This is a genomic window from Legionella clemsonensis (assembly GCF_002240035.1).
In the GTDB taxonomy this organism is placed as follows: Bacteria; Pseudomonadota; Gammaproteobacteria; order Legionellales; family Legionellaceae; genus Tatlockia; species Tatlockia clemsonensis.
Window position 1 is genome coordinate 1 of the sequence record NZ_CP016397.1, and the last position, 24383, is coordinate 24383.

Consider the following 24383-nt stretch of genomic DNA (forward strand, 5'->3'; position numbering starts at 1 on the left):
AATGGAGTGAGTAATTGATCTTTAGTGAGAGTCAAATCAAACATAGCTTATCCAAAATTAAGAAGTTAAAGTGCGCATTAAATTTTTGTAATCTTCAGCAAAATCATTCTCATCCTGAACTAATTCTTTTACTTTGCGACAGGCATGAATGACAGTTGTATGATCACGCCCTCCAAAATGGTCCCCTATTTCGGGTAAACTGTGATTGGTTAATTCCTTAGCCAATGCCATTGCCATTTGACGGGGGCGAGCTATTGAGCGACTACGCCGCTTCGATAACAAATCGGCAACCTTAACCTTGTAGTATTCAGCAACGGTTTTTTGAATATTTTCTATAGTTACTAATTTATCTTGTAAAGCCAGAAGATCACGCAAAGCTTCATGTACAAAATCAACGGTAATGGATTTACCGGTGAAATGTGCGTTAGCAATCACTCGTCGCAGAGCTCCCTCTAACTCACGCACGTTTGAGCGAATCCGTTTGGCAATAAAAAACGCCACCTCATAAGGAAGTTCAATATTGGACTGCTCAGCTTTGCTCATTAAAATTGCAACACGCGTTTCAAGTTCAGGAGGTTCAACAGCTACCGTTAATCCCCAGCCAAAACGCGACTTAAGACGCTCCTCCATGCCTTCAATTTCTTTAGGATAGCGGTCACTTGTAAGAATAATTTGCTGCTGACCTTCTAGTAATGCATTGAAAGTATGAAAAAATTCTTCCTGAGAACGATCCTTACCAGCAAAAAACTGAATATCATCAATAAGTAAAGCATTTAAAGAACGATAAAATCTTTTAAACTCATTGATAGAATTGGTTTGTAATGCCTTAACCATATCAGCAACAAATCGTTCGGAATGAAGATAGAGTACTTTTGCTTCGGGATTATTTTTTAAGATGGTATTGCCAATAGCATGCATTAAATGGGTTTTACCCAAGCCCACACCACCATAGATAAACAAAGGGTTGTAAGCTTCTCCAGGACGTTCGGCAACTTGTAACGAAGCAGCTCTTGCAAGCTGATTCGAATTTCCTTCCACGAAACTGTCAAACAAAAATTTCTTGTTAAGATAACTGTTTTTATAATCAGCAGCTTTTTTGGCTATTATTTTGCTAGTTGGTTGTTCTTTAACAGGTTGCTCAACGGAGACAGGGGAAACAGCTTTCGAACCAATTTCAATACTAACCGAAGAAATAATCCCACCGCCAAATTGACTCACCAACTCCTTTATCCTGGAATAAAAATTTTTTTTAACCCAATCCACAACAAATCGATTTGGTGCAAGCAAAATTAAATTAGCATCATGAAACTCAGCCTGTAAAGGACGCAACCATGTATTAAATTGTTGAGGAGGATATTCCTCTTTTAAAAAACCCAAACATTTCTGCCAGAGATTCGCAGACACAGATACTCCTCATGATTTTATAAGGCTAAACTCAGACAATTCACTGTAAATATTGCCATTGAATCAACTCAAGCAGCAAGAAAAATCATTGTCTCAGGAAAATTCTGTAATACTTTGCTTTATCCTGTTTAACTGTCTTTTCCTCAAACAGGAAGTTAGTAGCCTACAATATTTTAGTTGAATAAGAGATTATACTAAGCCCTGTGGAAAAAAACAGAGTTATCCACAGTTAAAATAGAATTTAGTCACTTCTGTGATGATTCTATTCCATCTTAACCAGGCAAATCACTAAAAATTAAGTTTTCATGGTCATACAAAGGAACTTGTAGTAGGAATTCACGAACATTATGCTTCACTACATCTTCAAAGGAAGAACGAAGATTAAATACTTTGCGTTGACGCTCAGAGCTAGTACCTGATTTCATCATTGCTTTTAATGTGGTGAAGTAACCATGATAATTAAGACTTTCAATATAGGGTACCAACTTTTCAAGCCATTCCTCAATGTCTTCTCGCATTAATTTTGTTTTACCTTCCGTGTTCATTACCAATTCAGCATCCAAACCATAGCGAATAGCTCGCCATTTATTTTCTCGTGAAAGCCAAAAAGGAGGATAAGCAACGGACTCCAACCAACCACCATTATCTTTAAACCAATTAGCAAGCGTGTGTATAAAAGCAACTAAGGCCATGGTTTCCGACAGTGTCGCAGTACCATCACAAACGCGAATTTCCAAAGTACCAAATTGAGGACTTGGCCGTAAGTCCCACCATAAATCTTTAAGTGATTTAATTGAACCACAGGTTTTTAATGTTTTATATAACTGCTCAAAATCCTGCCAGTTACGCACATTATAGGGTTGACCCGCGGTGGGTAAAGCTTCATAAGTAGTAGGACGACAAGCAGCAAGTCCCGTATCAATTCCCTGCCAAAACGGTGAACTGGAAGATAAAGCCAGTAAGTGAGGCAAAAAATACATAAAAAAATTGTTATAACGAATACATTCCTCACCACTAGACATCCCCAGGTGGACATGTAAACCATAGACACTCATGCGGCGAGTCAGCCATTGATTTCTGTCAATTAAATCCAGATATCGAGCAGTAGGTGAAATTACCCAATCAGAATATTTGGAGAAAGGATGAGTCCCTGTAGTTGAAAATAAAACACCGGAATTTTTTGTCGCAGATTGCAACTCTGATAATGTGAGAAACAGATCTTTTTCAGCTTGCTGCGCATCATCGCATTTATCAGTATTCACTTCTATTGTACTTAAATAAAATTCTGGCTTTACTTTTTTTAAATGAGCGGTGGCTCCAAGAATTTCCTCAGCACGGGAACATAAATTATAAGTTTCTGCATCAATTAACTGGAGTTCTAGCTCGACACCCAAAGTTAATAAACCGTTACTATGGAAAGTCGTCTCACTATTTTCTATTGATGCAGAAATTGAAGTATTGGGCATCTCAATTCTCCTACGTTTTGATTATCTAGGAATTGCTTGCTGTTCCCAGCCCTAGGTATATTTTATTCCTTCCCCCTGTCAACAGATTAAACAGTTACATACAATTTAATACAGGAATACTTTTTTTTAACCAACTGGATTGAGTGAAAATGTTTTTGATACTAACTTATTTCAAAAAGTCATTTCAACTCTTAACTTTAATAACTATCACACCAAAATCAAAATGTCCCTTTGCTCTCCAATTTAAAAAATATATATTTATTATTGCGCTTGTGGGTATGTGGGCGAGAAGCTTGCGAGTATGTGCAAACTATGGCTAACTCTGGTTTTTCAGTTGTTCATAGTTTGTGCAAACGCTGGTCCCAAAGATTCATCCACATATCCACAAGCTTTACCTTGAAGCGTTTACAATAAAGTAGTTGCCAGCAAATTGTCTTTCGTTTGCTTTAACCATCCTGGATTAAACTGACTCCAGGGTGATTTTTTCTTGCTTTCGCGCCCGTTTTGACTGTGTTTGTCAGCACTGTATGGTTGTGCTGCTTTTGTCTCTTCTTTTACCTGATGCTCAGTAAACAATAGGGAATTTTTGTCCTTTACTCCATAACGTTATTTTGCCATTAAAATGTCTTTTTATATAATTTTTGTTTTGGCTTTACTCGAGTAGCGCTTATTTATTGTATTTGTAGTCATTGGTTTTCAAATCGTATAATCCAACCGTTATAAATAATCCTCATACATTCCCAACACATGATGTCATCCAAATTTTACTCATAATAATCTGTCTCCCATCGACCGGCTCCTTTCTATCTGGCGATATAAGGGTATTGGCTCTTATAGGAGACATTTTTATTTTGGAATTAGAGGAACATATCATTTTGGCCCGACACTAAATTTAACCTGACAGGCACCTCTAAAAAACCCGCAACTGTCAAATCAACTTTGAACTAGGGGTGTGACAATCCTTGGAACGAAAAGGTACTCTAAGCTTAATTCTCCATTGCCATATATTTTAATATATCCCCAAAGACACTCAAGAATGCTTATTGTGCGAATTTAGTCCATTTAAAATGTTTTATCTGGTAACTTAGCGCCGTAGATCTGTGTGATTATTCATATTGAGGTAAGATAATAGCATTCGAAACTAATTTTATCATGGCTAGTATTCTATTCGAGCGCTCCTCTGCGATTTCCTTGGAAACTTCATCTTCTACAAGAAAGGATTTGCTCACCCAAACACCAAATTCTTGATTGGTATCAACAAAGGAGCGTAGTAGTGCATTATAACGAGAAAACGCCTGCATATAGTTTGCATTGGCAGTTTTTAATTCTCCCGCTAGGATATATGCTCCAACGAATGCCAAATTATTTCCTTGGCCGGATAACGGAGAAGGGCAGTAACCTGCATCACCAATAAGCGCTATTCGACCTTTGGTCCAACTATTCATTCTTACTTGCGTAATAGCATCAAAATAAAAATCATCGCTTTCTGGCATTCGATTTAAAATATTTTGTGTTTCCCAGCCAAAATCGCGAAAAGTATCACACAGGAATTGTTTTTGCTCATGTTCATCACGAATGTCTTTCAAGATATGCTGAGAGCGGAACATAAATCCAGCTCTTGCTATTTCAGGATTATTATCGCTATTGATGGATACTAATTTATGATTCGCTTCACATTCCAGGTCTGTATGACTCAAGCCAAGATAATTTGGAATGGTAAATGTACTAAGATAGGAACCAAGATGAATTAACTGATATTCATTTTTATCAAAAATCATGCGCCTTGTAGCAGAGTGAATGCCATCGGCACCGATCACTATGTCATAATTTTCAATCTTACCATCCTTGAATTTGACTATAACCTTATCAGCATTCTGTTGCATGCTAATGATGGATTTATTGAAATAACAAGGTACATCCGCAATTGTTTTCATCAGGATTTCAACCAGATCACCACGGAGAATCTCGACTTCGTCATCTTGCCTGAACCCGAATTTCTCACCATGCTCCTCATGTAACACTTTACCCGCTGAATCTACAAAACGACCGCATTCTATTCGCGTGCGCCTATCACATATTTGATCATAAATACCCATTACTCTAGCAAGATGCGTTGCTATGCCACGGATATCAAGTGCCTGGCCACCTTTTCTAATAGAAGCGTATTTCTCAATCAAGACAGGAGAAAAACCAAATCTTTTTAGCCAATAACAAATTGCAGGACCAGCTATACCAGCACCAACGACAAGAATTTTGATATTTTTAGACATTAATAATCACCTTAAAAGATTTATTTTTTTACATAACCCACATTTAATGATAAATTGGGAAAATAAAATTTGTTTCCTAAGATGGATAGATAATACACTTGCGTCCCTTTTTATTCAGTTAATTTTTCACTCTTAACAAACGAACGTTATGAGACATTCATGCCTGTTGATTTTTTAACCGATGAGCAATATCAGTCCTATGCAAAATATCCTGAACTCTGACACAAGATCAACTTGATAAATATTTTTATTTGGATGAATAAGGATAAAGAATTAATCAAGGCATGTCGCCGTGATTACAATAAACTGGGGATATGCAATACAATTAACTACGGTTAGATTCCTTGGAACTTTTCTTGCGAACCCAATCGATGTGCCCAATCAAGTTGTCCACCACATGTGCTTATCTCGAGGTGAAGGCCCCCATACTCACTATTTTAGATGAAGACAAGGACCTCAACTTGTAGCATAAACTTGACCACAAGATTATAAAATTAGAAAAAATTCTATTCAATTTTAAATTTTAATAATAGGTCTGATTATTATCATACGATTAATCAGACTTAATGTATCTGATGGAGAATCTCACGCGAAGTGCAACAAACCCTTTCTGACTATGTAGATTACTAGTGTTACAACCACCTCTATCTGTTAATAACTATAAAAAATTAGCAAGTAACTGTCATTAATTTTAAGTTAGCAAGGCCCTGCGCTTCAAATTCATTAGCATATTGCTCTTTAATTTCTTCCATTCTTTTTATTCGCTCGATAGCATCCATTTTACTGTATTGTTCCATTCCTAATGCTTTAACCATGTCTCGTTCACTCAGTCTATGAATTAGCTCATCCCAGAAAAGTTCGTTTTCATAGGGTTGAATAATTTTCTCATTAAGGTAATCTTCAAAATCTGCTTTTTCAAAGTAATCATTGAGCTCTGGGGAAAACTCTATTTTGTCTTCTGCATCCATTTCCTTGAAATAAGACAATAGCTTTTTCTTTAAAGCTTCGTACTCATCCTGTTCATTTTCCTTTATGGTATAGGCATGAAGAACCCAGTCAGCTAGGTATAACATATCAAGCAATGCTCGATATTCTTTTTTAGTTAGATTAATTTTCATGGGGCTATCCTATTATTCGACTTACCTTGTCCATCAATTGATGTCTTGTAAATATTCTGCAAATCGCTCTGCGGGAGTTTGATAGTCTAAACATTTTAATGGCCTATTGTTTATCTCTTCAGCAATGCGCCTCACCTCTTTTTCCTTTAATACATCAATATTAACATGTCGTGGTAATTCAACACGAATAATCCCATTACCATTTTCAATTGCGCCCTTTTCATAAGGAGAGGCTGGATGACAAAAATAAATGTCAGTCTCCAAACAATCTTTAATCCATTCAAATTTTTGAAATTCCATGCCTTGATCAAAAGTAATAGACCGTATTGCTTTCTTTAAGTTCTTAATAGTAAATAATCGTTGACCGGTGAATCTTCAATATCTGCGCTATCTTAACTTTTGAATAGCCTTTCTCTAGCATTATCTGAAGAAATACACGATCCAATTCGCTCAGATGTTTATACCTTACTCCCATTTTACCGCTCCTCATGCAACTGATGATATTTTATTCATCTGTCGCACTTGGCGCGAGATTCTGCCAATTAAAAAAGCTATATAGAGCCAGTATTATCAACGCAAACCGGCCCTAGCATAACTAGCATAAAAAGTAAATTATGCGATGAGTTGATGGAAATTTCATCGCATAAGGATTAATCATACGATTGGTTTAAAAAAACTTACCTGTAAGAAATTCAGGTTTAAATCCACAATAGGTATTTTCTTGCTTATCTTTTCTTGCTTCTTTTTCTAATGGCGCATTTAAATTCAAAATACTTGGTGCGGCCAGCATTAAAAGTGCATTTGTGCTTTTAGATTTAAACGGATTATTTAAATCCATCTTTCCGCCATAACCATTAGGATAGTTGGTTGCTATCTCTTGTGCAAAATCTTGACTTATGAACCCATCTCTAGCTAATACTTCTAAAGTCTTTTTGATATTTGCAGTTTCTTGGAGAGGAGTTCGGATTGATATACTAGTGAATCCAACTGATTTTAAAGGTATTTCAGCTTCAGATAATGATTTAACTATGTCGGTTTTTTTGCCCAATGGAAAATTAAGCGTCATTGTTGTTCCGTAAATGCTAGCAGTAATATCAACCGAACCAATGCCGGATACTTGATTACCAGAATATTGAAATTTTTTTATATCGCAATGCATATTTACATCCTCGTTTTGTTAAAGAGTACGCATTTATCATATTTGATCATAAATTGATCTTTATTTCCAGTTCACGTTTGCCCTGTTTCTGTAATTCAACCCAATTATTGAGATTCATTCTTATCCTTATTCTGTGATTGTCCCTAATGTTTAGAACTAACTTAAGATGTCGCTCTCTTTTAACGGTAATTAAGGCATCTCATTTATAATTGCCATTGTCTCATCATAGCGTTGAGCATTCCTTTTCGTTCTTCAAAATCCCAGGAATACAACTCCATACCCTCTTTAAGCGTTTCTGAAATGAGTTTATGACAGTCCTTCAATAAAAATTGAAATTGTTGTAAGGAAGTCTTTTATGGCTTAAATAGAATATTTAGAAACATAGCGGTGAGATTCATTTTTTACTGATTAATCTAGATAGCTCTCTTACAAACTCCCCATCATTAAACAAAATTTCTAGAAGTACTGCGGCCTGCCACCCAGGATAACAAGGGGATAAGTTAAAGAAAATTTTGGGATAATTAGTAAGAAAGTCTTCATGAGCTTAAAATAGCGCTTCTTATTAGCAGTTATTTCACCCGTGGAACAAAGTTTATAAACATTAATTAAAATAAGTAAGCTATTCTATTTAATCACATTCCTATAATTAACCACAGTTATCTGATTACTTATAATAAGAATAAGAAAAATTTCTATTTATTTTATTTTTATTAGGCAACAGTTCTAAGTCTGTTATTCCCTAGTCTTTTCTCCCCATCACGATGCAAATTCCGAAAAAGAGAGAGTCAGACAAAAGTCAAAATTTAGCTTATTCCCCAGATATTCGATTAAGTTTTACCTTCATGACTGATTCATTAAGGAGACTTTGTGGAAAACCTTTCATTTAAGTGGGAATAAATAGAAGATTAAACAGTAATATAGCAAGTTCAGAGAAGGCTACTCAAAATTCATACCAATAGATCTAACGAACTAATAACAGAGATATAAATAACATAACCACCTGAATATTAAATATTTAATTAAAATACTCACAACTATCTGCAAACTAATAACAAACATAAAATACTAAATTTTGTTTTATAATTATTAGGCCCACCCCCTTTAAAACAAGTTGAACTTTAACTTGACTGTTTGACAGTCGGTGTAAAGTTTTCTATCATTGCCAACCTTAAAATTTTAATTAACAACAGGTTTATCATGAAACGCACATTCCAACCCAGTAATCTAAAGCGCAAACGCGATCATGGTTTTCGTCAACGTATGTCTACTCGTGGTGGTCGTTTGGTGTTAAAACGTCGTCGTGCTAAAGGACGTAAGCGTTTATCTGCTTAAGTGAATGGTTTTGATAAAACACGGCGATTACTTAAAAAAAGTGATTACGATTATGTGTTTGCTCAGGCAAAAAAAGTCGTGACCTCAGAGTTCATTTTTTTATATCGCAATAATTCTCTGGGGTACGCCAGGCTAGGATTAGCATTATCAAAAAAAATAATTCCTAAAGCACATGATCGCAATCGCTTGAAACGCTTATTGCGCGAAACATTTCGGGTAAACCCATTGCCTGCAATAGATGTGATTGTACTAGCAAGACCCGGTGTTGCAAACGTAGAAAATAAAGTTATGAATACCAAATTAGGTAAAACATGGGCCAAATTAATCGCTTTATCCGCTACTTGATTTGCTTACCTATAATACTGTACCAGTTGCTGTTGCGTCCTGTTATGAAGCCTTGTTGTCGCTATTACCCAAGTTGTTCCCAGTATGCTCTTATGGCTATTAAACACTTTGGTGTTTTTAAGGGTGTATGGTTGGCGAGTCGTCGATTATTGCGCTGCCATCCCTGGGCTGCTGGAGGTTATGACCCTATATTACCTAACAAAGAGAAACCCTGATGGATATACGACGTGTAGTTTTGTATGCCGCCTTAGCGCTGGTTGTTTACTCACTGTGGATAAATTGGCAAAAAGATTATCCTCCTCCAACTCCTGCGCAACAAACTGCTGAAGTTGCGCCTGCACCTGCTCAGAGTGATAGTTTATTGCCTACCATGAAACCTGATTCAGCGACTCAACCAGCTGCAGCTAAAGAAGATACTTCTGGTAAAACGTCATCAGAAACAATTCAGGTAAAAACAGATGTTTTAAATCTGCGTATTGATTTAACGCATGGCGATATTGTTAGAGCGCAATTATTGGATTATCCAGTAAGTATTGAGGAAAAGGATAAGCCCATAACCATCTTGCACGATCAAGCCAATCAACGTTATGTCGCCAACAGCAGCCTGTTTGTAACAAGTGGGCAAGAAGTAAAAAATATTAATTTTGATTTTTCCAGTACCCAGCAGAAATACGAGCTGACTGAAGGAGAAAATACACTGACTGTTACTCTAAATGGTAGAACAGCAGATGGTCTTAATGTAAAGAAACAATTTATTTTTACACGTGGTAGCTACCTTATTGAGGTTAACTATGTCATTGATAATCAAGGGAATACTCCTTGGCAGGGTTATCTGAACACGCAGTTACTGCGTACGTCACCTCAGGAAGATAAATCCAGTATCTTTCATATTGGTTCATACACTGGTGCTTCCTATTCGAATCCTGGACAACATCGCTATCAGAAAGTCCCTTTCTCGAATATGGTTAAATCCAATCTGGATGTAAATGCCAAAGGTGGGTGGATTGCCATGCAACAACATTATTTCCTAAGTGCATGGGTACCTAATCGTGATAGCAGTAATATGTTTTACACACGTGCAGTAAATAATGATTATACAATTGGTGCAGTCAGCCAGCCTATTAATGTTGCACCAGGCATGCAAAAGGAAATTGGTGCAAAACTTTATGTGGGACCTGAACGTACGGATGTATTAAAAGAGATTGCTCCAGGATTGGATTTAACGGTTGATTATGGCTGGCTATGGTTCCTATCCTCTCTTCTTTTTTCAGTAATGAAAGCCATCTATTCTTTAGTTGGTAATTGGGGATGGTCAATTGTTTTAGTGACTGTACTCATTAAGCTTGCTTTTTATCGATTGTCTGCCAGCAGTTATAAATCAATGGCGGGTATGCGTAAATTACAGCCCAAGCTTCAAGCATTGCGTGAGCGTTATGGCGATGACAAGGCTAAAATGAGCCAGGCAACGATGGAGCTGTATCGCCAGGAAAAAGTAAATCCTTTAGGTGGTTGCTTGCCCATTCTAATTCAAATTCCCGTTTTTATTGCGCTTTATTGGGTGTTACTGGAAAGTGTGGAATTACGACAGGCACCTTTTATCTTTTGGATAAAAGATTTGGCTGCAGCTGATCCCTACCATGTACTGCCTATCATCATGGGAGCTACCATGTTAATTCAGCAAAAATTAAATCCAGCTCCTCCTGATCCCATGCAAGCGAAGCTAATGATGTTTTTGCCTATACTCTTTACGGCTTTATTCTGGAATTTCCCGGCAGGTTTGGTGCTATACTGGATAGTAAATAATACCTTATCAATTTTGCAACAATGGTACATTACGCGTAAATATGATGATAAACCGAATAAACAAACTGTTATACCTGCCAAATAATGCACACTGATACTATTGTAGCGATCGCTACTCCACCTGGTCGTGGTGGAGTAGGGATTGCCCGTCTTTCTGGTCCTTTATCTTATAATATTGCTTTAAAATTGAGTGGTTATCGCTCATTAACTCCTCGCATAGTTAATTATTGCTCATTGAGAAGAGACAATAATGAAATTATTGATACAGGTTTACTTCTCTATTTTAAAGCGCCTCATTCTTTCACTGGTGATGACGTTGTGGAGTTTCAGGTTCATGGTTCTCCGCTAGTATTGGATAATTTACTTACCGAGTGTGTTGCGTTGGGGGCGAGACTTGCTCGTCCTGGTGAATTTTCCGAACGTGCATTTTTGAATGATAAAATCGATTTAACACAAGCAGAGGCTATCGCCGATTTAATTCAGGCTAGTTCTCAAACAGCTGCCCGTCTTGCTATTCGCTCCTTACAGGGTGATTTTTCTAAAAAGATTCATGAACTCAATGAAGAAATTATTCATTTACGTCTATTTGTCGAAGCAGCAATAGATTTTCCTGAGGAAGAGATTGATTTTCTCAGCGATGGTAAAGTGGCTAACAGCTTAACTGCTATTTTAGAAAGATTGACTGCAATTCGTGCCAATGCCTGCCAGGGAGCTATGCTGCGAGAAGGTTTGGCAATTGTTATAGCAGGTCGACCTAACGCGGGAAAATCTACACTCATTAACAGTTTAGCGGGTCGTGATGTGGCTATTGTTACTGATGTAGCAGGTACCACGCGTGATGTTATGCGTGAAAATATTTTACTCGATGATATACCGCTTCATCTTGTTGATACTGCAGGTCTTCGAGAGAGTAATGATTTAGTAGAACAGGAAGGTATCAAAAGAGCATGGCAGGAAGTCAGCCGGGCTGACTGTGTGTTGATGGTTATTGATATCGAGCAGCAGAAAGCAAGTTTGGAGCTAAGTGATGCTATACGTGCAGCCTTGCCTGAGGGTGTGCCTGTTATTCAAGTAGTTAATAAAATTGACGCGTTGAGCTTGTCACCCAAAACGGAGCAGAATGCTGTTTATTTATCCGCCAAGACGGGTGAGGGAGTTGAGTTACTTAAACAAAAAATTAAAGAAATAGTTGGTTATCAACCCAATGAAGGGCAATTTTTGGCAAGACGTCGTCATCTACAAGCACTTGATAATGCCATGGAATTACTATTGGCGGGACAAAAGCAACTTTTTAATCACAGAGCAGGTGAACTTTTAGCCGAAGATTTGCGACTTGCTCATCAAGCTTTGTGTGAGATTACTGGTGAGTTTACCTCTGATGATTTATTGGGCAGAATTTTTTCCAGTTTTTGTATTGGCAAATAAGCAATACTTATCCGATTACCTGCACTAGAAAATAAGAGGCTTGGATTCTAAAACTAACACTTGATCTCTATTCTTTTTCTTTGAATCATCCAAGGGTGTACCCTGAGAGGAGGCTGAACCAGATTCTGGATGTTCAATTACAGTCAATCCATCAGAAGCATCATTTTCTTGCTCCATTACCATTTTAACTTCATCTTCCTTTGCAAGATTTTTGGAAGAGGCAGAGTTTATTCCCTTTTCCTCAAATAAAGTGATTACATTACTACCGGAAGATAATTTCTTCTCGGAGGTAAGAATAGGCGCTGACATAGCAGGTGACGCTGCAATCGTACCAGAAGTGTTTTTAGTTGCGTGCAGATTATTTTTTGCCTGTAATAGTTCCAGCGTAACCAGGGGAGAGGTAAATGTTCGCAAGACTAAGTAGAAGGTTTTAAATATTCCTTGAAAAGCAGCATTTAACAGTAGCAAGCTGCTGCGCAAATATTGAGTAAATAAATAGGTTGGTGCCCAGTTAATTAAACTATTTTTTAAAAAATTGGCAGTTTCAGACAGAAGATTAAACATTAATTCAATAGGCCGCCTTATTAAATTAATCGTTGGCTGGAAGATAAAGCGAAGACTTAAAAAATAAATAACCTTCTGTGAGGTCGTTCCCTCATAAGGCCATCCCAAAAAATAATGCTGGAATTTAAGTGAGTTGCGCTGCTCCTTACTTGCAAGAGGCATCATCGTGTCTTGCCATGCTTTTTTTACAAAACTTGCAAACTTATTATCAATCTTTGGGGGCGCATTTTTTTTAAGAAGCTTTGCAACTTCACTGACAGGATTCTTTGTTTTTTCGATTAATTTTTTTCGAGTAATGGCTGAGTTCTCTTCAAGCAGTTCTTTGCAGGCCAATATATTGGCGACATTATGATAGCCACAGGAAACATCATCAAAAAATGATTGAGTACCGAGTGTATAATAATTTGCTGTAGTTTCTGCAAGAGAAAGATGGGTTTTGGGGAAGGGACTCAAGGCACGTAATACTCCTAAAAGAAGAGTAGCTATTCCTCCTTCTCCGGAAAAGAATCGCTTGGCATTGCTTGCTTTGGGATCAAAAATTTCAATCGTTTGCTGATCTGCACTGACATAAGTAGTCACAATGTGTTGTTCTGTTGCGCCCTGACCATCCAGTCCTAACAAGAGTTGTTTCCCTGGAAAAAGCGTACCTAAATGAGGTAATAAATAGGCAAAATTATTAGCAGCAATGGGAGTGGTAATGATTATTAAATTTATTGTGGGGTGCGTATAGTATTTAAAGGGGTTAATATACACATCCTCTCTTTCCACAGCTGTATTAAACTCTTCCTGAGTAACTGTTTTAATAGGTGTTTCTGGTGAATACTGAGCAAGCTGGTTAATAGATGATTCAAGCAGTTTCTCAGTTAACGTATAATTAAGCCTTTTATATCCAGGCATGGTTAATTCCAATGAGCACTTTATAATAATTTTAATGGTTATATATTAACTAAAGCTTAATTAGAGCCAATCCCGGTAAGAAATTACTATAAAACGCTTGTTTGCAGGGTACGAGAATGGTAAGTTTACATTTTTACCGCTCTGCTCAATTTTTTTATGGACTAATCATGGTGGAATCTGTTTACAAAAAGCAACATGGGGATTTTTTAACAGATAAATATGCTAAGCTTGCTTTATTTGCAAGAGCAAATGCTAAGCCCTCAGCAATGGTTAGTCCATCTTCTGTAGTACAACCGCTTCCTCAAACCGCAGAAGAAATACTCCGCTTAGTTCAAGAAGAAGCAATAAAACATGATTTTGGTTTTTTAGCAACCAATAAGCTACTGATTGAGCAAGAGTTCGAACAACTTTTTGCGACGCTGAAACATCGTGGTTTGTATAGTGACGAGTTTCGCTTTTATTGTTACTACTGTTGCACAATGCTAAAGCAATATTATCAAGTTTATGATCAAGAATCTAAAATTAAACAATATGAAAAATTGCTAGCAGATCTGAATGAAGTATGCCTTGAAGGAAAACTTCCTATAGCTGCAGTTAATAGGGAGGGTTTTTTTACTGCATTAGGTAAGCAAATTGCTGCGGATTTGACAGATTTAATCAATACCCCCAGAAAGTTATCAAAATTACGGGATAAGGTTGCCGTTTCTAATTTAAATCGAATTTACTGGTTTTTTTGCCGCACCACGATTAAGGATACCTTAATTCTGGCCAAAGATCTTAAATGGCTGGAAAAATTAGGAAGCATTTTAGGCAAGGAAGTCAATGTTGATGATATCGTTCACATCCTGGAAACGCCTAATGGTATTCTACGCTTCTTAAGTGTGGGGTTTTTTGCGGTGCGTTTTATTATGAATGCAGGTATGCTATTAAAACATGTTTTAGCACCAACACCTCAAGAAAAACAATTAAATTGGAAAAAGCGTTTTGCGAATGAAATTTATAAGCGACACGCCACTTTTTTAAATGACATCGTTTGGGGAACTGTTAATTGTTTGACCAATTACAATGAGGCCTTTGGTATTTCAGCACCTGTTGCCGGTTGGGTTGTTGCTGGATTTATGTTTTTTGATATCTGTCTTATTTTATGGCGTCGCCATTTAGAGGAAAAAGAGTACCTCATCAAGCGTTCTCAGTATCTAACCGAATTAGAAATGTTAACCGGTAAGCTCTCTGGGGAACTTAGCCTGGAAGAACGCAGGCAGCTCGATAAACACTACCTTGTTACTAAAGAACAATTAGATCAGCTTGAATTAAGTTGGAAGGCTAACAATGCCACCTATTTGTTTAATGCGACGGCAGCCTTCCTCTTAATGGCAGGTTTTTCCGCCTCTATGTTGTTTACGCCAGCTGTTACTGTTCTTGGATGTTACATGCTTTGTACTTTTGCAGTAGCCATGTATTTATCGGATGGTGCTTATAGAGAGTATAAAGAAAAAAGTCTTTTACTTGAGCATGCGCAACTCGTTAATCAGGGTGAAAAAGCGGCATTTAAAGCTTATCAGACGGCTCGAAATGATTTTGCGTTTACTCTGGCTAAAAATGCCATTCTGCCTGCCTTATTAATTGCTACATTCGCCGTTTGTTGGCAAGCTGCTCTTGTATTGGCGGTGGCTTATGCCGGTGTTGAGCTCTATCGTGCTTACAATAAGCATACGGAAGCCCAAAAAAATGCGATTCAAGATACTTCCATAGCGTTAGTTCCAGGCTTATAAACAAGCGAAGCTATATTTATCCACAGCATGGTTTCGCGCACGAGGTTGGTTTAACACGAATAATCAACAGACCCTGATCGTCATAAATTTGTTAACAGCTCTCCTAGAAAAATGCCTTATTGCTGCGAATACAGCGGATAATTTGCTATATATCTTGTATGGTCCATGACTATTGGCGAATTACTACATGGATTGTTTTGATGCAGTTATCATTGGTGCAGGTCCAGCCGGGGCAACGACTGCATTACTACTGGCACGTTTGGGGTGGTCTGTTGCTCTTGTCGAAAAGAAAATTTTTCCAAGACCAAAAGTCTGTGGAGAGTTTATCTCAGCCACCAGTTTTCCCTTATTAATGCATCTAGGTCTTATTGATTTTTATCAACATCAGGCAGGTCCCAGTATTAAGCGTGTTGGCTGGTTTGGTGGCGAAAAAATAGTAACTGCAATGATGCCACCTGCTGATCAAACCTTCAATCAATGGGGAAAAGCGCTGGGTCGTGAATCCCTTGATACAGCTCTTCTTAATCAAGCAAGGAAAGCTGGTGTTATCATTTGGCAACCTTGGATTGCTCGACAAATTATGGATAAAAAAAACTATTTTACCTGTTTGATTGAAACAAAGGGAAATAGAGCAGAGTTAACTGCCCGTGTTATTGTTCTCGCACAAGGATCATGGGAAAAGTCGATGATAAAAAAACCAAAGATCCCGCATAAAAATTTGGATCTGTTGGCTTTTAAAACTCACTTTCGAGAAACAACGCTGGATGAAGATTTAATGCCTCTTATTTCTTTTCCAGGTGGTTATGGAGGAATGGTGCACAGTGATAATCATCGAGTATCATTTTCCTGTTGCATTCGTCGAGATGTGCTGCAAAACATCAGAAAAAAGCATCCTGGTAAGTCAGCGGGTGAAGCTTTACTTCATCACATTTTCTTGACGTGTAATGGTGTTCAGCAAGTGTTGACCTCTGCAAGGCAAGTGAACAGTTGGCTTTCCGTAGGCCCGCTTCATCCTGGAATTAGAGCATGCCATGAGAATGGCTTATTTTATGTGGGTAATGCTGCCGGGGAAGCCCATCCTATAATTGCTGAAGGCATTAGTATGGCAATGCAGTCAGCCTGGCTGTTAGCAACCTCTTTAAAAGGGGGGCCAAAGTTAAGCAGAAGGGACTTAATCAATATTGGGCATAGCTACAGCAAAAAATGGCATAAACAATTTTCCCGCCGTATTCATGCTGCAGCCTTTTTTGCCCAGTTAACCTCTAATCCTCATAGTATGAAGCTCCTGCTACCTTTGGTTACTTATTTTCCGGAATTGCTAACGTTTGGAGCTACTTTAAGCGGAAAGAAAAAGCAGTTGCAATTATTTTGTTAAAATGAGTTGCCAACGAAAAGGCCAACGCCATTTGAGTTGATAATGAGAAATGTTTGCTTTTGCTAAAAGCACCTCCCAGTCACTCCGTGTAAAACTGCGTTTGATAGAAATTAATCCATCATGAGTGATCAGGCGATTACGAAATAGCCAGGGGCTTACTAAGGCATAAAGCCCATAGGCCAGCCAATGTCGATGTAGATCATTGATAACAACAGCCTGTTCTGCATGACAATAGCTGTGACGTAAAAAGTCTACTAACTCCTCATCATTTAAATGATGACAGAATAATGTAGCCAGAAGGATATCAAAGTTACTATTGCTAACAACTGATTTAAAATCGTTTAGGTTAAAATTCAGAGGTTGCTGTGGGTTTTTCTTTTTCCAATGTTGACACTTTGCTTCAGCTTCCGCAATGGCTTCCTCATTGATATCAATGCCAACCATCTGCATTTGTGGGAAATAATCACTTAAATGTAATAAAAATAATCCATTACCGCAGCCGATATCCAATAATGTGGCTTGTTGGGAATAAGTCTTTAGTAGTTTTTTAGTGTTACGAAAAATTCCCAAAAATTTATTGATGCGAAATAATTTTTTTAGACAATCTGCATATTCTTCCGGCGTATAAAAGCTGGGGCCTAAATCAATCAGTTCTTTTTCATTCGAGCGCATGGTCATTCTAATTAGCCTAAAATTATTTTGTGTAACATAAGCTTGGAATCAGGCTTCTGGATACATGGTATTAATGGCTGCAATGTCTTTTTCACTTAATTGTTTACGTTGACCAATTTCCACACCATCGACTAGAGGAATAATTGTTTTCTGGCCATTCTTGGAGAAAGCATAGGGGCCATAGTGCATGATGGATTGATAATCATAAGCACCGAAATCTTTACCATCAGTCAAATGCTGATCAAAATTATATTGATGTTCTTCTTCAACATTTTCCCACAATATGCGAATAAAATTTGCTCGATCCGCTCGTGATTGCTCATGCCATAGACCCAACGCATGGCCGATTTCATGAACAGTATTCATTGTAGTGCATCGTGGCGATAAATTAATTTCTTGTCGTCCCCCCTCCTTGCCAACAAAAGAAGAACAAGTTGTTCCTTCGGCAGGTACGAAAGAAATATAGTCAGCATATTGAGAGCGGTTTTTGCTCGTCAATTCAATAAATTTAACGTTAGTTTTTTCTTGCCAGTGATTAATAGCTTGCAGCACTGCAAGTTTGTTTTTAAAAGGTAAATCTTCGGCTATTTCGAAAGGTACTAGCCCTTCAGGCCAACGGATTCCCCCCATTTGAAGGGTAATTACAGCCCCTTTTCGCTTTAAGTCAGCCATACGGGCGAGAATAATGTCTCCTTCACTCACAGCAAAGCCATTGTTTTCTTCATAAATAACCGCTCTACTTCCCTGTACAGGATCATCAATCATTAGTTTCCCATAGGTTGCAGCCAGACAATTTGTAACAACAAGGCTTAAAAAAGAAAAACAAACGATGCGGTGCATATTTTACCTCCTTTGGGAGATGAAGTTTTAAAAATATTCTATCTGAATAAAAATTACTTTTAAAAGAGGGAGGAAAAAATTTTTAATTTTATAGGGTACAGCACCGGGATTTAACGCTGTATTTTAAAAAAACTAACATCAACACAAAGTATCCGGTATGATAAAAACATTAAGGGAAGAAACAGTCAGGAGCAAGGATGAAAGAACCACATTCCTATCAAGAAGCCAGAGCCTCTTTTTCCAGTTGGCAAAATCAATTGCGTGATAATATTTTGTTGGCAAACTCCAGTTTAATGCATACCTATCAAATTTATTTTTCAGCAGAGCCGGAATTCTTGCAGGATTTAAGGGATTTCTCGCAGAAGATAGCTACTGAATTAGAACCGGTGGTTATGGAAAATAATATCGATGCCAATCTACCTAAGGTTGAGCATTATAATGCGATAGGACAACGTAATGATCGTGTGATTCATCATCCATCTTATATACAGGCAGGTAATATAATCTATGGCTCAGGTTTAATGCACTATTTACTTAAACCGGGGCAAATGCGAAAAACACTCAGTCTGTTTTTATTGTCTTCCCATGCCGGGGAGGCTGGCCATAATTGTCCAATTGCTTGTTCGGCAGGGGTTATCCGCCTGCTAAATAATCATGCTAACCTTAAGCAAGCAGCCCATTATCTGGAAAAACTGACAGAGCCTTCCTTCAGCCAGAACTATACAGGAGCACAGTTTTTAACAGAAATCCAAGGTGGCTCCGATGTAGGTGCCAATATAACTACCGCTTATCAGGATGAGCATCAGCAATGGCGAATAACCGGTGAAAAATGGTTCTGCTCGAATGCTAATGCGGAGTTAATTTTATTAACAGCCCGTTATGATGCCCAAATATCGGGTACGAAAGGCTTGGGTTTATTTTTAGTTCCTAGTCGCCTTGCTGATGGTCAGTTGAATAGTTATAAGATCCGCCGTCTAAAACAAAAAATTGGTACTCGCTCCATGGCGACTGGTGAAATTGACTTTGATGGTGCCCTTGCTTATCCCATGGGAGAGTTGGCGGAAGGTATTCATCTGGTCATGGAAAATGTTTTACATCTTTCAAGAATTTTTAATGCCTTTTCCGTCCTGGGAATGGCTAGACGTGCCTATCAAATTGCTTACTATTATGCTTGCAATCGCCAAGCATTTGCGCATCCCATTATTCATTATCCGCTGGTTAAAGAAACATTGGCTCTTATTAAAGCGGAAAATATTGCCATGGTGGCAAGCATTTTTAATATGGTTTACCAGCAAGATGAACTTGACAGAAAGCCCGCTTCAGAACAGAAAAAAGAACAACAATTGCTGCTTAGAACCTTGGCAAATTTAAATAAATATTTTACTGCGAAGCGTTCTGTAGAAAACATTCATCATTGTATTGATATTTTGGCAGGAAATGGAACTATCGAAAGTTTTTCTTCTTTACCACGGTTACTGCGCGATTGCATTGTTTGCGAAAATTGGGAGGGAACCCATTTTACTCTATGGATGCAAACACTAAGAGACATGCATAAATTCAACGTTGACGAAATTTTTATTAATTATTTATGGCGATTGCTGGAAGAAGTGCCTCAGGATTTTAACTATAGGGTGTTGTTCAACAATAATATTGATAATTTAGCGAAAAAAATTAAGGCAATGAAAGCGTCTAATGCGGATGAACAAAGCCTGCAAATAAAGAAAATTATTGAGCATATGGCGAGTTTAAATGCGGCACTTACCTTAAGTATTGAATTGCAATGGGGTAATCCACCCGAAGAAAAGAAAGCGGCCTTAAGGCTGTTTATACAACTTTATTTACTTCCTAAAGAGCCTAATGAGCACTACATGGCGCTAATAGAGCAAGTGTTGGGAAAAACACCTATGGAGTAATGACCAAGGTCCTGATTCGTTTTTGCCTCAGTTCCGAGCATCAAAAAGCAGCGATAATCACCAACTCGCTTAATATAATTAACTTTTACAATTAATTTTAGGATTGGACGTTAGCCAGTGTTGCAATTTTTTTAAGGAGTTTTGCTTTCCGGTAGGGCCGCAACTGTATATTTCAACAGCACGAAATCTGCCCGGATTCGAATAATGATAAGCAAAACCCCAAGGATCATTGGGGATCTTCTTTAGATATTGCACCCAATGCTGAGGAATGGGCTCTATAACTGGTTTTTTAATTAAAGCACTTAGCCCCTGCGCACTTGAGGGATAAAATCCATTATCCAGCTTATAGAATCTCATCGCATTCTCCAGACGTAAAATATCCTTTTTTTCCTTAATAGCTTCGGGAGATTCTTTCCAGTCAAGATGAAAATAGATGGATAAACTAATTGCGACCAAAAGCACTAGGAGCATTATAATCAATATGATTTCAATTACTGTCGCTCCTTTGCTTTCTCCTATCCAATTTTTTACTTGAGATTTTTGCATTTTAAATCGACTAATTTTATGGAATTTGGATAATAATTTTTTATTTATTACCAACTAATCAATCATAGGTATAAAAATTAAAATTAATCAAGTAAGATGAGCTTTAACGTCCAAAAATAAATAGCATTATATTTAATCACTGGCAGACTAAATTTTTTATTTCATTTTATAAAGGTAATTCCAGGATAACTGCATGCTATTACGAATTTTGCTATATGTAACTTTTTCTCTCATTTTAGCCGAGAGTTATCCTTCTTTTTCACGTAGTTCAGAGGCACCCTCAGCAATACCAGACGAAGGGCTACAAGCAGAAATGAAGGGTGATTGGGAAAAAGCGATTTCGATTTATACTAAATTATTACTAGAGAAACCGCACAATCTTAATTTATGGCTAAGAGTTGCACAAATAGAGCTGCATATCAAAAATTACCCTCTTGCAATTAATGCCTATAAACACGCTATTCGAATAAAACCTAATGATCCTAAATTACATAAAGCTCTTTCTGAAGTTTATGCTGAGGCAAACCAACCCAAAGAAGCCCTTACTGAAATTAATAAGGCAGTAGAGTTAAGTCCTGACAATGTGAGTTATTTGCTTGCCAGGGCAAAAATTGCAAACTGGAATAAAGAGTCTGCGGTGGCTTTAGACAGTCAACAAAGAATTTTACAGCTAAGCAAAACCAGGAAACTCAATATTAAGACCGAAGACATTTTAATAGAGATTGCACGTTTGCACGCTCAATTGCAAAACTATCCGGAAGCTATAGAAAATTATCATCGAGCTATTTTTTTAAATCCTGATAATCCTAAATTATACCAAGAGTTAGCTCAGGTGTATGCTGCTGAAAAAGAATTTGATAAAGCCTTAAATGCCATAAATAAAGCGTTGAAGTTAGATCCAAATAACATAGAGCTTTTACAGTCGAAGGCCAGCCTGGCAAGTATACTGCAAGAGCCTCTACTCGCTATAGAAACCTATCAAAAACTACTGGAATTATCTGCTTTACTTAATAAAGCAAAAACTGTAGATAGACTTATGATTTTAAAACAAATAGCAAGTCTTCAAAACCAAGCGCGCAATTATCGCGAGGCGATAAATACTTATATACAAGCCATACAGCTCTATCCTAATGATGCCAGCCTCTATCAAGACTTATCCCAAACTTATGCTGCGGCAGAAGAACCTTATGAAGCAATGCAAGCCATTAATAAAGCTCTGGAATTAGCTCCTGATAATATCGCTTATTTACGCTCCCGAGCAACGCTTGCAATGTGGTTAAAGGATAGTAAATTGGCCATTGAAACCAACCAAAAGATTCTGGCGCTCAGCCAAGATGCTAATGAAAAAATCAATCTGTTGAAACAAATTGCCAGTATATACAATCAAGAACATCAATACCTGAAAGCGATTAGCGTTTATGAGCAAGCTATAGTATTAAACCCCAAAAATGTGACCTTATATCAAGAGTTGGCACAAACTTATGCCGCTGCCCAAGATCCTAAAAATGCCTTGTATGCGATTAATAAGGCTCTTGAAATTGAACCTAACCGCATTAGCTTTTTACAAGCCAAAGCCCAGTATGCAAACTGGCTAAAAGATAGCGAATTAGCTAAAGAAACTTATCAAAAAATTTTAATTTTATCTCCTGGCAATAAGGAAGCTATTGCAGGACTTAGGTGGTTGGATCATCAGGAAATAGCAATTCGAGGGGCTCCCCCAATGCTCAGTCCTGTGGAACAGTTCGTTGCTGAGGCCAATAATTTTGCTAGTGTAGGCAAATACCATCAGGCAGTAGATGCTATAAAAAAAGCCATTAAAATTAACCCCAATGCCCCTCGTTTATATAAAATGCTTTCGGAAATTTATGCTACCTCTGATAAACCCCAGTTGGCATTAGCAGCAATTAATCAGGCTTTAGCACTCGACCCTGTTAATCTTGATTATTTAAGCGCTAAAGGGAAGTTAGCGGCCTGGGCTGGTGATAAATTTCAAATGGAGGCGAGTTATGCAAAAATCCTGCTGCTAAAACCCCAAGATCAAGAAGCCATGTTACAATTGGCTCATGCTTTAAGGTGGCAAGGCAGAACAGATGATGCCATTTGTGCTTATCAAAAATTTCTCAAGTTATATCCTAAAATTGCTGAAGGATGGCTTCATTACGCTGAAGTATTATCATGGACAGAAAATTACCTTTGTGCCTGCAATGCACTTGCCCAGTACAGGCGCTTAAAAGGAATTACCACAGAATATTTAACCAAACAAGCTCGATTCCTGGCTTTAGCCGAACGATACAAATCTGCTCTTGCTGTTAATACACCTTTGCTCAAAAAAGATCCCGATGATTTATATTTGTTAACAACACAAGTTACGGCTTTGGTCAAAGGATTTCAAATCAAAAATGCCCTTGGCTACTTACAAAAAATTAACAAGCTATATCCTGATGAAAAACAAGTAAAAAGTTTAAACAATCTCATTTTGACGCCATTAAGAACTAATGTGAATCTAGGTTCAGAATATATTTCCGCATCGGATACTACTAAAATCTTAAGCATCCCTTTAACTGCTCAATACTTTCTGACCCCAACTACCAGCTTATTATTTCGTGGGCTTTATGAACGAGCTACTGCTGCGATTGGAAGCGGTTTAGAAACTTATAATGGTAACCACTCCATTTTTGATGAGAGCGCCATGATAGGTTTTGCTACTCAGGTCCAGTCATTATTTAATCTATCTGCCCTCGCTGGTGGTGTGAAAGTTCAAAATGAAAATAATCATGGGATTTATGAAATTAATTTTAATCCTAACGTGGGGGAGACAGCTAAATTTACTTTTACAAACTTACGTAATTTATACAGACCCTATCTTGTACCTCAATCCCCTAGATCCATCTCTTTACAAATTATGGAAGCTCGCAATAGCGCCTATTTGGAGTGGCAACCATTTATTCAAAAATATTTAAATATACTGGTTTCTCATTCTGAGCTAAGTGATACCAACAGTTATTGGCACTATAATATCTGGCCAAAAGCTAGAATTTTTGGTTCTGAACACTGGAAAGTCACTGTGGGTCTTAATGCTGATATTTGGCAATACAAAAAGCGATTGGGGAATGGCTATTATGATCCGCTTAATTTTAATGGCTATGAGGGAACCATTGAAGCTTATTATGTTCAATCAGAGAATGTTGGTTATAGTCTATCAAGCGGATTCGGCATGCAAAAAGATGAGACTTTCCCCCATTACTACTATGAAGAAGATTTAGCATTCCAGGCATTTTGGGGGCTTTATACAGACTGGCAACTCCGGTTTAAAGGTGGCTATACACTTAGAAAAAATCCCACCGGTAACTATCATGCATGGTCTACTGGTTTAATTCTCACGCGACGTTTTTAGCTCTAAATAAATTTGTTCCTTATGGACAGTTCAGCGCAAAAACTTAAAAAATCAAACTACACTATAATAAATTAAAAGAATGATAGGG

21 protein-coding genes are annotated in these 24383 nt (G+C 37.6%); 9 read left to right on the forward strand and 12 right to left on the reverse strand.

Annotated features, from left to right (window positions below; all coding sequences use genetic code 11):
- Positions 1-57: 57 nt before the first annotated feature.
- The 8 genes from dnaA to clem_RS00040 all read right to left on the reverse strand — a co-directional run bounded on the left by dnaA (position 58) and on the right by clem_RS00040 (position 7417).
- Positions 58-1404, reverse strand: coding sequence for a chromosomal replication initiator protein DnaA (dnaA, locus tag clem_RS00010; RefSeq protein WP_094089726.1), 1347 nt, complete (start codon positions 1402-1404; stop codon positions 58-60).
- 272 nt (positions 1405-1676) lie between these two features.
- Positions 1677-2870, reverse strand: coding sequence for a carboxylate-amine ligase (locus clem_RS00015; protein WP_094089727.1), 1194 nt, complete (start codon positions 2868-2870; stop codon positions 1677-1679).
- Positions 2871-3275: 405 nt separating this feature from the next.
- A complete protein-coding gene (locus clem_RS14655) occupies positions 3276-3446 on the reverse strand; it encodes a hypothetical protein (RefSeq protein WP_157698119.1) in 171 nt (56 codons plus the stop codon).
- 530 nt (positions 3447-3976) lie between these two features.
- The gene (locus tag clem_RS00020) at positions 3977-5140 is read right to left on the reverse strand and encodes a tetracycline destructase (protein WP_094089728.1); all 1164 of its coding nucleotides are present in this window, start codon (positions 5138-5140) and stop codon (positions 3977-3979) included.
- Between the two features lie 668 nt (positions 5141-5808).
- A complete protein-coding gene (locus clem_RS00025) occupies positions 5809-6258 on the reverse strand; it encodes a hypothetical protein (protein WP_094089729.1) in 450 nt (149 codons plus the stop codon).
- Positions 6259-6291: 33 nt separating this feature from the next.
- Positions 6292-6606, reverse strand: coding sequence for an IS30 family transposase (locus tag clem_RS00030; RefSeq protein ID WP_269766830.1), 315 nt, complete (start codon positions 6604-6606; stop codon positions 6292-6294).
- Positions 6602-6748 (reverse strand): helix-turn-helix domain-containing protein, encoded by a 147-nt coding sequence (locus clem_RS15360; RefSeq protein ID WP_094089731.1) that lies wholly within the window; start codon positions 6746-6748, stop codon positions 6602-6604. The genes clem_RS00030 and clem_RS15360 overlap by 5 nt, the downstream gene beginning before the upstream one ends.
- A 177-nt stretch (positions 6749-6925) precedes the next feature.
- Entirely contained in the window at positions 6926-7417 is a 492-nt protein-coding gene (locus tag clem_RS00040) for a hypothetical protein (RefSeq protein ID WP_094089732.1), read from the reverse strand.
- Between the two features lie 1197 nt (positions 7418-8614).
- Here clem_RS00040 and rpmH point away from each other — a divergent pair.
- Genes rpmH through mnmE form a run of 5 tightly spaced genes read left to right on the forward strand, consistent with a single transcriptional unit; the run spans position 8615 to position 12322 of the window.
- Entirely contained in the window at positions 8615-8749 is a 135-nt protein-coding gene (rpmH, locus tag clem_RS00045; RefSeq protein ID WP_028372496.1) for a 50S ribosomal protein L34, read from the forward strand.
- Positions 8750-9094 carry a ribonuclease P protein component gene (gene rnpA, locus clem_RS00050; protein ID WP_094089733.1) on the forward strand — a complete coding sequence of 115 codons (345 nt, stop codon included), beginning with the start codon at positions 8750-8752 and terminating at the stop codon, positions 9092-9094.
- 44 nt (positions 9095-9138) lie between these two features.
- Positions 9139-9309 (forward strand): membrane protein insertion efficiency factor YidD, encoded by a 171-nt coding sequence (gene yidD, locus clem_RS00055; protein ID WP_456298572.1) that lies wholly within the window; start codon positions 9139-9141, stop codon positions 9307-9309.
- Positions 9309-10982, forward strand: a complete 1674-nt coding sequence (gene yidC, locus clem_RS00060) for a membrane protein insertase YidC (protein ID WP_094089735.1) — start codon at positions 9309-9311, stop codon at positions 10980-10982. Before yidD ends, yidC begins: the two co-directional genes overlap by 1 nt.
- On the forward strand, positions 10982-12322 hold the full coding sequence (mnmE, locus tag clem_RS00065) for a tRNA uridine-5-carboxymethylaminomethyl(34) synthesis GTPase MnmE (RefSeq protein ID WP_094089736.1): 1341 nt from the start codon (positions 10982-10984) through the stop codon (positions 12320-12322). Before yidC ends, mnmE begins: the two co-directional genes overlap by 1 nt.
- 24 nt (positions 12323-12346) lie before the next feature.
- Here the strand turns inward: mnmE and clem_RS00070 are convergent, their stop codons facing one another.
- Positions 12347-13783: a hypothetical protein gene (locus clem_RS00070; RefSeq protein WP_094089737.1), complete on the reverse strand. Its 1437-nt coding sequence runs from the start codon at positions 13781-13783 to the stop codon at positions 12347-12349.
- A 116-nt stretch (positions 13784-13899) separates the two neighbouring features.
- Between clem_RS00070 and clem_RS00075 the strand changes: the two genes are divergently transcribed.
- Both clem_RS00075 and clem_RS00080 read left to right on the forward strand, forming a co-directional pair.
- Positions 13900-15555 (forward strand): hypothetical protein, encoded by a 1656-nt coding sequence (locus clem_RS00075; protein WP_094089738.1) that lies wholly within the window; start codon positions 13900-13902, stop codon positions 15553-15555.
- Between the two features lie 187 nt (positions 15556-15742).
- Positions 15743-16930, forward strand: coding sequence for an NAD(P)/FAD-dependent oxidoreductase (locus clem_RS00080; RefSeq protein WP_094089739.1), 1188 nt, complete (start codon positions 15743-15745; stop codon positions 16928-16930).
- Here clem_RS00080 and clem_RS00085 read toward each other — a convergent pair.
- Positions 16919-17602 carry a methyltransferase gene (locus clem_RS00085; RefSeq protein WP_232505514.1) on the reverse strand — a complete coding sequence of 228 codons (684 nt, stop codon included), beginning with the start codon at positions 17600-17602 and terminating at the stop codon, positions 16919-16921. The genes clem_RS00080 and clem_RS00085 overlap by 12 nt on opposite strands.
- 48 nt (positions 17603-17650) lie before the next feature.
- Positions 17651-18442, reverse strand: a complete 792-nt coding sequence (gene legP / locus clem_RS00090; protein ID WP_094089741.1) for a Dot/Icm T4SS effector Zinc-dependent metalloprotease LegP — start codon at positions 18440-18442, stop codon at positions 17651-17653.
- Positions 18443-18639: 197 nt separating this feature from the next.
- Between legP and clem_RS00095 the strand changes: the two genes are divergently transcribed.
- Positions 18640-20355 (forward strand): acyl-CoA dehydrogenase family protein, encoded by a 1716-nt coding sequence (locus clem_RS00095; protein ID WP_094089742.1) that lies wholly within the window; start codon positions 18640-18642, stop codon positions 20353-20355.
- A gap of 78 nt (positions 20356-20433) precedes the next feature.
- Here clem_RS00095 and gspG read toward each other — a convergent pair whose 3' ends face one another.
- Positions 20434-20901, reverse strand: a complete 468-nt coding sequence (gspG, locus tag clem_RS00100; protein WP_094092221.1) for a type II secretion system major pseudopilin GspG — start codon at positions 20899-20901, stop codon at positions 20434-20436.
- 193 nt (positions 20902-21094) lie between these two features.
- On the opposite strand from gspG, the gene clem_RS00105 reads away from it, so the two are divergent.
- A complete protein-coding gene (locus tag clem_RS00105; RefSeq protein WP_094089743.1) occupies positions 21095-24295 on the forward strand; it encodes a tetratricopeptide repeat protein in 3201 nt (1066 codons plus the stop codon).
- Positions 24296-24383 lie beyond the last annotated feature (88 nt).